The following is a 9,388-nucleotide window of genomic DNA, read 5'->3' as shown; positions in this document are numbered from 1 at the left end:
GGCACTGCTTACGCTTTCGCTAGCCAGTTGCGCGTTTTTGCCGGGCGGCGGGCCGGCGCCCCTGGACACATTCGAACTGTCGGCACCGCCGCTCGATGCGCGCGGCCACAGCCGCCGCCAGATTCTCATCGCCCAGCCTTCCGCGCTCAAGGCGCTGGACAGCCAGAACATCGTCATCAAGCCGACCGTGCGTTCGATCCAGTACCTCAAGGGCGCGCAATGGGCCGATCGGCTGCCGCTGATCGTGCAGGCGCGGTTGGCCGAGACATTCCAGCGCTCGGGCAGCTTCGCCGGTGTCGGCAAGCCGGGCGAGGGGCTGGCGATCGACTACCAGGTGATCGTCGAGGTCCGTGCCTTCGAAGTCCGGGTCGACGGCGGCGAGCATGCCGAGGTCGACCTGTTCGTGCGGATACTGAACGACCGCAATGGCGAGGTACGCGCCTCAAAGAGCTTTACCGCGAGCGCGCCCGTCTCGGGCAGCGGCAATCAGGCCTATGTCGGCGCGCTCGACGCTGCGTTCGGCGACGCCGCCAAGGACATCGTTCGCTGGACCGATTCGGTGATCTGACACAGCCAGGGACGCCGGGCGCAGCTACTTGGCGGCGGCATGATGGTCAACAGGTTCCTTTGATTGCGACCACCGTGCGAAAACTCGGTAGTCGACGACAGTCGGTTTCGGGTGGTTTCCCGACATCCATGTGGCCGCTAAGATAGAGCAATGCGTGAACCGGATTTCCAATTGGACGGGTGGTGCCTGGATGATGGCGAGGAATATCGTCAGGCGTCGCCGGACACATTCTGGATACCCGATTCGCATGAACGAGAAGGATTGCAACCGGGAGATCACGCGAAACTGATCTTTCGAATTTCGGTCGATGATGAGAATGAACCCGTCGCCGTAGAGCGCATGTGGGTGCTGGTGCGCGAGCGGATCGACGGAGCCTACTTGGGGGTCCTCAATAACGATCCGTATGCAGTTGCTCAGAATGATGAGCTTTGGAGTGGGATTGAGTTACCGTTTTCCGCCCGTCATGTGATCGATATTCGCGAACGTGGCGAGGAAACCATTGCCTTGGCCGCACAAACACCGAAGAAGCGTTGGCCTCAAACGTGATCGCGGTCTCATGTCTGCAACGGGTCCGATAGCAGTCGCCAACATGAAGGTCTGCGGCCCCCGGTTCCAAAAAATCCTAACTTGTTGTCGGATCGGTCAAGCCGCGTTCGTCCTTGGCATGGATCGACACTCCAACCATAGGGATAGATGATATGCCCAGTACCGTACGCCTGCACCGCGTTCTGGCAACCAGCCCAGAAAAAGTCTATCGCGCATTCCTTGAGGCGGACGCGCTTGCGAAATGGCTACCGCCCAACGGCTTTACCTGCACGGTCTATCATCTGGAACCCAAAGTCGGCGGCACATTCAAAATGTCGTTCCGCAACTTCACAACCGACAAAAGCCACGCGTTTGGCGGTGAATATGTCGAGCTCGTTCCTGGCGAACGCCTGCGCTATACGGACAAGTTCGACGATCCTAACTTGCCCGGTGAGATGCAGGTGACAGTGATCTTGAAGAAAGTATCGGTCGGCACGGAGCTGGATATCACGCAGGCAGGTGTTCCGGACGTCATTCCAGCTGAGGCTTGTTATCTCGGTTGGCAGGAGTCGCTGCGAAACCTGGCAAGGCTCGTCGAGCCGGAGATCAATCAATAGAGCATCATCCCGAGGACGTCGGCACTGCATAAAAAAGGCGGGAACATCTCCCGCCTTTCTTGTTTCGTTTATCGCCTGATCAATGCAGGCGGCCGCTTGCATGCGCCAGCATCGTGTAAACCTTGCCGGTGTCCGACGTCAGGTAGGTCTGCGCCATCATGTTGTCGCGGTCGTTGCGCGACACGTCCTTGAGCAGCTTTTCGAAATCATCGCAGTAACGGTCGACGGCGGCACGGAACTCCGCCTCCATCTGATATTTGCGGCGGATCTCATCGAAAGTCTGCTGGCCCTTCAGCGTGTAGAGACGCCGCGTGAACACGTCACGCTCGCCGCGCCGGTAGCGGTTCCACAACTCGATCGAGGCATCGTGATCGATGGCGCGGGCGATGTCGACGGAAAGCGAGTTGAGTGACTCCACGACATGAAGCGGCGAGCGCTGGGCAGGGGCCGAGCGTGGCGCTTCCGACGGCGCGGGCTTGGCGGCCTCTTCGCGCGACGCCCCAGTTAAGAGATCGCGCACCCAGCCGCCTTGCGGCGTACGGCCATTGGGGTCGCGCTGGCGCTGCGCCGTCTCAGCCGGGCGTTCCAGGTCGAGCGTGCCGCGCAGTGCGGTGTCACCCGATGGCGCCTGCGGGGCACGAGGTTCCGGTTGCGGGGCCGGAGGACGGCGCTGCGGTTCAGCGGCGCGCGCGGCAGGCGCTTGCGGTGCCGGACGCAGGTTGCGCGGCTCCGAGGTGTCGGTGCTGCGGCCCGATTTCGCAACGATATCCGAGAGTTCCTTCAGCGCGTTGATCTGCTCGGAAACGGCGCGGCGGATGGCCGTGGTCGATTCCTTTGCCTCTTCCGGCATCTCGATGACGCCCTTCTTAAGCTCGGCGCGGGTGAGGTCGAGCTCGCTCTTGATCGAGCCGGCGGTGCGCCGCATCTCCTCGGTCGCGTCGGCGAAGCGCTTCGTTGCCGAATCGACGACGTCGGAAATGGCGGCACGGATCTTGTCCGCCGACTCCAGCGTCTTGCCTTCGGCGTTCTGCAACGTCTGGCCGACCAGCGTCTCGAACGAGCGCATGACCTTTTCGAGATCCTCCGACTTCTTGACCAGGCCGACGGCGAGGTCCTCCAGCGACGACTGTCTCTCGAGCGTGTGTTCGAGGTTGCTCTGGGCCGAACTCAACAGGTCCGAAGCACTGGACAGCAGACGGCTGTGCTCGTCGAACTTGGTGGCAATCGAGGCGACCTCGCGCAAGGTGGAAGACGACAATTCGGTAAGCCGCGTCGTGTTCGAATCGACCAGGCGCGCCGAGCTAGCGAAGGTCTGCGCGGCTTTTTCCGTTGTCGCCGCAAAGCTTTGCGTGCTGCCGGTCAGGCGTTCGTCGACCTGGCCGAGATTGGCCGCCGCCTGCTCGATCAACTGACCGAGCTGCGAGCTCGAGGTGCTCATGCGGCCGATGAGATCGGCGACACTGTCGGCGAGCGTCGAGCGTGCGCCTTCGACGGCCGACAATGTTTCGGCGGTGCGGCTGGCGAGCGCGTCGACCAAGGCGGCGTTTTCGCTGCGCAACTTCTCGGTCGCGCGCTCGGTAACCTCTTCCATGCTCTTTTGCAGCTCCGAGCCGCCCTGGGCGAAACGCTCGACCAGCGGCCGTGCCGTTTCGTCGAGGATTTTCGAGATCTCGGCCGAACGTGCCGCAAGCATGGTGTTGAGCTCGCGGGTGTTGGTGCCGATGGTCTTCGCGGCGTCGTTGGTGCTCTGGCCGATATGCTGGCCGACCGCGGTGAAGGTTTCGGCAATCGCGTTGGCGCGCGAAATGAGTTGCGCCTCGGCAGTCGAAACCTGCTCGTTGAGCTTCTGGCCTATCGTCTCGGTGGTGTAGACGAGACGGTTTTCGACGCCGGCAACCTGCTCCTCGACACGAGCCGCCGCCGCTGCTGCGCTGGATGCCAGGCGCTCGTCGGCGCCGGCCAGCGCCTGCTCGATTTCGCGGGCGTGGACGGCAAGTTCCTGACCGGTCAGCCTCGCACGTTCGGCAACCCGCTGCTCGGTGTTGGCAAATGCCCCGACGATGTTCTCGGTATGCTCTCCGATCGTCGACGAGCTGTCGGCGATGCGGGACACCAGACGGTGATCCGCCTCGTCGAAGATACGGCCGATCTCGGATGCGCGGGCCGACAGCGCTTCCGAACCTTCGGCAATACGCGACATCAGCTGCTGGTCGGCGGCATCGAAAATGCGGCCAAGGTCGGATGCCCGCGCCGCGAGCGCCTCGGCCGATTCGCCGATGCGCACGCCGAGCCGTTCGTCGGCGCCTTCGAAATTGCGCAAGATGTCGCCGGCGCGCGCGGCCAACGACTGCGCCGTTTCGACCGCGCGGGCCACGAGCTTCTGGTCCGCCGCATCGAATGTGCCGGCGATCTCGCTGGCACGGGCTGCCAGCTGATCGGCCGTTTCCTGGGCGCGCGCCAGCAAGGAGTTCGATGTATCGTCGACACGGGCCATGATGGTGCTCGATGTGTCTTCGGCGCGGGCAATGAGCGCGCTCGACGTATCCTCGGCACGTGCGGCGAGGCGGCGATCCGCCTCCTCGAAGGTGCGGGCGATATCCTCCGCCCTGGCGAGCAAGGCCGCCGAGGTCTGCTCGGCACGTTCGGCGATCTTGCGATCGGCGTCGCTGAACGCAGCACCCGCCTGCTCATGCAGCGCGCTGGTGACTTCCATGACCTTTTCACGCAGCGCTCCCGCAACGAAGACGGCGCTCTTTTCGAGCACGTTGCGGACGTTGTCGACACCGGTCGACAACGCACGCTCCATGGTTCCGGCGCGCTCCTCGATGATGCCGGTCTGCCGGCTGAACGCCTGCTCGATTTTTTCGACGTCGGCGGCGATTGCCGCGGAAATATCGGTGCTCCTGGCGGCGATCTGGTCGATATGGCCGGACAGCGAACGGTCGACATCCTTGCGGGTGTCGGCGAGCTTGGAGAGATCGTCCTCCAGCGCACGGGTCAGCGCGTCGCGGCCTTCGGCCAGCTTTCCGACATGGCCGGCGATGATGTCGTCTACGTCGCTGCGGCTCGCTGCAATTTTCTGCAGGTCTGCTTCCAGCGCACGTCTGAGGATGTCGCGGCCTTCGGCCAGTTTCTCGACCTGGCCGGCAACCAGCCCGTCGATGCTCGACCGGCTTTCCGCCAGCTTGGCGAGATCGTCTTCGAGCGCCTTGGAGAGGATCGAGCGGTCCTCGATCAGCTTCTCGGCATGGCTGTTTACAAGACCGTTGACGCTGCCGAGATCGGCCTCCAGGGCCCGCGTAAACTGTGCACGATTGTCGGTCAGTTGCTGGGACTGATCGGCGACGACACCCTTGATCGTATTGAGGTCTGCTTCCAGCGCACGTCTAAGGATGTCGCGGCCCTCGGATAGCTTCTCGACCTGGCCGGCAACCAACCCGTCGATGCTCGACCGGCTTTCCGCTAGCTTCGCGAGATCGTCTTCGAGCGCCTTGGACAGGGTCGAGCGGTTTTCCGCCAGCTTTTCGGACTGACCTGATATGACGTCCTTGATCGTGTTGAGATCGGCTTCCAGCGCGCGCTTGAGTATGTCGCGGCCTTCGGCCAACTTCTCGACCTGGCCGGTAACCAGACCATCGATGCTCGACCGGCTTTCGGCCAGTTTCGCGAGGTCGTCTTCGAGCGCCTTCGACAGGGTCGAACGGTCCTCTGCGAGCCTGTTCATGTGATCGGAGATAAGGCCATTCACGCTCTGCAGGTCGATTTCCAACGCCCTTGAGAGCTGACCACGGTCTTCCGCCAGCTTTTCCGACTGGCTCGATATGACGTCTTTGATCGTGTTGAGATCGGATTCAAGCGCGCGCTTGAGGATGTCGCGGCCTTCGGCCAGCTTCTCGACCTGGCCGGCGACCAGCCCGTCGATGCTCGACCGGCTGTCCGCCAATTTGGCGAGGTCAGCCTCGAGCGTCTGCGAAAGCAGGCTGCGATCGTCGGCGAGCCTGCCCGAATGTTGCTCGATCAGGCCCCTGATGCCGGACAGGTCGTTTTCAAGCGAACGCGAAAGCTCGGTGCGGTCTTCCGCCAGTTTGGCGGAATGGTTCTCGATGAGACCCTTGATGCCGACGATGTCGCTTTCCAGCGCCTTGGCGAGGATGGCGCGACCTTCGGCGATCTTCTCGACCTGACCGGCGACCAGGCCGTCGATGCTGGCGCGGCTGTCGGCCAGCTTGCCGAGATCGGCCTCGAGAGCGCGTGAAAGAATGCTGCGGCCTTCGGCCAGCTTGCCAACATGGCCGGCAACCATTTCATCAATGATCGTGCGGGCTTGCACAAGTTTTCCGGAGTCTTCGTTCAAGGCCTGTGAAAGCCTGTTACGGCCCTCTTCGAGGCTTTCGAGATGGCTGCCGAGCGAAGCATCGATGGTGGCCCGCGACTCGTTGACCTTGCGCAGATCCTCTTCGAGCGCGCGCGAGATCAGGCTGCGACCTTCGGCAAGCTTCTGCACCTGATCGGTGACAGCCGCGTCGATGCCGGCGCGGCTTTCGGCGAATTTCGCCAGATCGGCCTGCATTGCCGCCGCCATGCGTTCGCGGCTTTCGGAAAGCTTGCGGCTGTGGTTCTCGACGGCTTCCTCGATGCCGACGCGGGCATCGGCAAGCCGCTGGATATCGGCATCGAAGGAGCGTGACACCACATGACGAGCCGCTTCCATGCGCCCGGCGAAATCGCCGGCGCGTGCTTCAAGCATGGACGAGGTCGACGAAACGATATCGGCCATGTCGGCGCCGATCTGGGTCTTGCCCTGATCGATCATCGCCGACAGCGTCTCCTTGCTTTCCTGGAAGGTGTGGGCGATTTCGCGCGCGCGCTCGACCAGGGTCTCGTTGATCTGGCGTGCACGGGCCTCGAGCGCGGCGTTGAGCTTCTGGGTGCCGGTGTCCAGCGCTTCGGCGCGGGTCTGGAACTCACTAATCAGCGTCTGGCCGCGTTCGGCCAGCGTCCGCTCAATGCCGTTAAGGCTGGCTTCAAATTCGGAGTTGAGCGTGCGCGCGGCGCCGCCGAGCAGCGACACCATGCCGGAGGTCCGATCGTCGAGCAGATCGGTCAGCGACCGGGTGAGGCCGTCGGTCGTGTCCGTCAGCTTGGCGATGCGTGTATCGAGAAGGCTGGCGAAGGCTTCGCCGGAGGTCGACAGCCGGTCCGTGATCGATTCGAGCCGGCCTTCCACCGAATCGAAGATCGACATCGAGCTCTGGTTGATCCTGTCGATCAGCGTGTCGCCGGAATTGGTGATGGTCATCGACAGGTTGGTCGAGGCGTTGAGAATGCTGTCGCGAATGATGTCGCTGGCAGCCCCGATTTCGTCCTTCAGCGTCTCATGCGCGCCGGTGATCGAGGCGCGCACGCGTTCGGCGTGGGTGACCACCGCTTCGCGCTCGCTGCCCAGCCCGTCGACAAGCGAACGGATGCGGGATTCATTCTCCGAGTAGGAGCGTTCGATCTGGTTGACTTCGCTGTGGACCAGGGTTTCGAGTTCGACGGCTCGCGCAAGCGTGCGCTCGATGCCTTCACCCATGGCCGCCACCTCGCGGCGAACGGCCTGCCCGATCATCATGACACGATCCTGGGCGATATTTTCCGGCTCGGTCAGGCGGAAGGCCACTTCCGTCATCGACTGAGCGGCAATGCGCATTTCCTGGGCGCGGCGAATCATGGCTGCAAACGCCCAGAACAGGAGGACGGGTAGGATCGCAGCGACCGCCAGGCCGATCAGTTCAGGACGGGCGAAAAACTGGTCGGGCGTGCGGATTTGCCAGATGCCAGGTCCAAACAGCAGATTGGCCAGCGCACCGGCGCCCGCGATCCAGGCGAGCGAAACGAGCGCAACGACCCAGTAGATCGTGTTCGAGGCACGCCGATTGAGGGTGTGCAGCAGCGTTTTGTAATCTTTTTGAAGAGGGTCATTGGCTGGTGTGAAACCGGCCGGCTGCTGGCTATTGCGCGTTTCCACAGGGCGCAGTTCAGCCAGCTTGGCCTTTGCCGCGGGCTTTGCTTTCTGGTCTTGGGCTTTCTGGTCCTGGTTGGCGGCAGGCTCCGCCTTCTGGCTCTGGTTGGCGAAAGGCTCGGCATTCTGGCCTTGGTTGGCAACAGGCTCGGCATTCTGGTTACGGCCTTCGCGTGCCAACTCGTCGGCAGCCTGCGATATCTGCGCTTCCAGGTCTTCCATCGACGCCGCGATGTCGAGGTCGCCGCCGGCATCCCCGCTCAGGTCGATATCAAGCGCTTTTTCGAGTTCCCTGGCTACGTCGCTATCGAGCGTTCTTGTCGTCGTTGTTTTCTTCGCCATGCCTTCGCTACCCTGTACAAGCTGCCGCGGGACTTATTGATTCTGCTTGTCGTGTCCCACGCAAGAGGCTGAAAATGGACCTGTCGTATCGTAATGACACACCGGGGTAAAGAAAACATGCATTCGGCGCGATACGTAAAACTTTAAATATAAGGTTAACAGAACTGTGATTCCGGCGCCGTTATCGCAACATTTTTCCGGGCCAATCATTAACCCGCCGTCCACAGGATGCGCCTATTTTTTTCGGCAGTCGAACAATGGAGTTGCAGATTCATGCGTGGCGAAAACGGCATTGCCTTCTCGATGCCCGGCGGCGACGTATCGGGAACGGCCGGGTCGCGGCCGGTGGACCTGGCGCATCTCGCGCGCCAGACGATGGGCGACCGCAGCCTCGAGCAGGAGGTGCTGGCGCTGTTCGTGCAGCAGGCGCTGTCCGTTCGCGACAAGATCGTCGACGCCGATGTGAGGCAACGACTGCTTCTGGCGCACGGGCTGAAGGGCTCGGCGCGCGGCATCGGCGCCTTCGCCATTGCCGATTGCGCCAGCGCGATCGAACTTCAGCCTGAAGATACCAATACCCTCAAGCGGCTTGGCTCGCTGATCGAAGAAGTCCGCGATTTCGTCGCCGCCATCAGCCGTTAAACCCATTTCCGAAAAAAACGGCATAGAGCGCCGCTTTTGCGCGGCAGTTGACTTGTCTGCCGGAGTGATTATCTCGGCTGAGACTCCCTTCAGGTGACAAATGACCAAGCTGACCTTCATCGCCCATGACGGCACACATTTTGACGTGGATGCCGAAAACGGCTCGACCGTCATGGAAAACGCGATCCGCAACGCCGTGCCGGGGATCGAGGCCGAATGTGGTGGCGCCTGCGCCTGCGCGACCTGCCATGTCTATGTCGACGAGGCATGGACGGCGGAGGTCGGCGAGCCGGAAGCCATGGAAGAGGACATGCTGGACTTCGCCTACGACGTCCAGCCGAACTCGCGGCTCTCCTGTCAGATCAAGGTGCGCGACGCACTCGACGGCCTGGTTGTGCGCGTGCCCGCCCGCCAAGGCTGAGGCGTGAAGGCTGAAGCGGGGTTTATAGCCGATTTTTCCGGCCCCGGCTTGGCAGCGGGCCAATGGTCATGCAGTGTCGCGCCGTTCTCTACAGCGCCGTGCGTCCGCTTGGACGCGCAAAGGGCGCTGTAGCACTGTGATTGGCGCATGATCCCCAGCGAAAATCGATTCCGGTTTTCGAGGCCCTGCGCATCGAAGGCGCATTCATGACCGATATCACCAGGACGGACGCATTGATTGTCGGGGCGGGGCCTGTTGGCTTGTTTGCC

The 9,388-nt window shown here is 62.4% G+C and carries 6 protein-coding genes; 5 read left to right on the top strand and 1 reads right to left on the bottom strand.

Annotated features, from left to right (window positions below; genetic code table 11):
• The 3 genes from EOB36_RS31690 to EOB36_RS31680 form a co-directional block, all read left to right on the top strand.
• Positions 1 to 568, top strand: a 568-nt coding sequence (locus EOB36_RS31690) for an ABC-type transport auxiliary lipoprotein family protein (protein ID WP_245467953.1), incomplete at its 5' end; no start/stop codon positions are given.
• A gap of 150 nt (positions 569 to 718) precedes the next feature.
• Positions 719 to 1,114, top strand: coding sequence for a DUF2314 domain-containing protein (locus EOB36_RS31685; protein WP_126106419.1), 396 nt, complete (start codon positions 719 to 721; stop codon positions 1,112 to 1,114).
• 152 nt (positions 1,115 to 1,266) lie between these two features.
• The gene (locus tag EOB36_RS31680) at positions 1,267 to 1,710 is read left to right on the top strand and encodes an SRPBCC family protein (protein ID WP_029352946.1); all 444 of its coding nucleotides are present in this window, start codon (positions 1,267 to 1,269) and stop codon (positions 1,708 to 1,710) included.
• Positions 1,711 to 1,789: 79 nt separating this feature from the next.
• Here the strand turns inward: EOB36_RS31680 and EOB36_RS31675 are convergent, their stop codons facing one another.
• Positions 1,790 to 8,056, bottom strand: a complete 6,267-nt coding sequence (locus EOB36_RS31675) for an apolipoprotein A1/A4/E domain-containing protein (RefSeq protein ID WP_128286434.1) — start codon at positions 8,054 to 8,056, stop codon at positions 1,790 to 1,792.
• Positions 8,057 to 8,329: 273 nt separating this feature from the next.
• On the opposite strand from EOB36_RS31675, the gene EOB36_RS31670 reads away from it, so the two are divergent.
• Both EOB36_RS31670 and EOB36_RS31665 read left to right on the top strand, forming a co-directional pair.
• A complete protein-coding gene (locus EOB36_RS31670) occupies positions 8,330 to 8,698 on the top strand; it encodes an Hpt domain-containing protein (RefSeq protein WP_095485577.1) in 369 nt (122 codons plus the stop codon).
• Between the two features lie 100 nt (positions 8,699 to 8,798).
• Positions 8,799 to 9,119: a 2Fe-2S iron-sulfur cluster-binding protein gene (locus EOB36_RS31665; protein WP_006334837.1), complete on the top strand. Its 321-nt coding sequence runs from the start codon at positions 8,799 to 8,801 to the stop codon at positions 9,117 to 9,119.
• Positions 9,120 to 9,388 lie beyond the last annotated feature (269 nt).

This window comes from Mesorhizobium sp. M6A.T.Cr.TU.017.01.1.1 (genome assembly GCF_004023115.1).
Classification (GTDB): Bacteria; Pseudomonadota; Alphaproteobacteria; order Rhizobiales; family Rhizobiaceae; genus Mesorhizobium; species Mesorhizobium mediterraneum.
The sequence above is the reverse complement of the archived record's forward strand: the minus strand, read 5'-3'. Positions and strand labels throughout refer to the sequence as shown.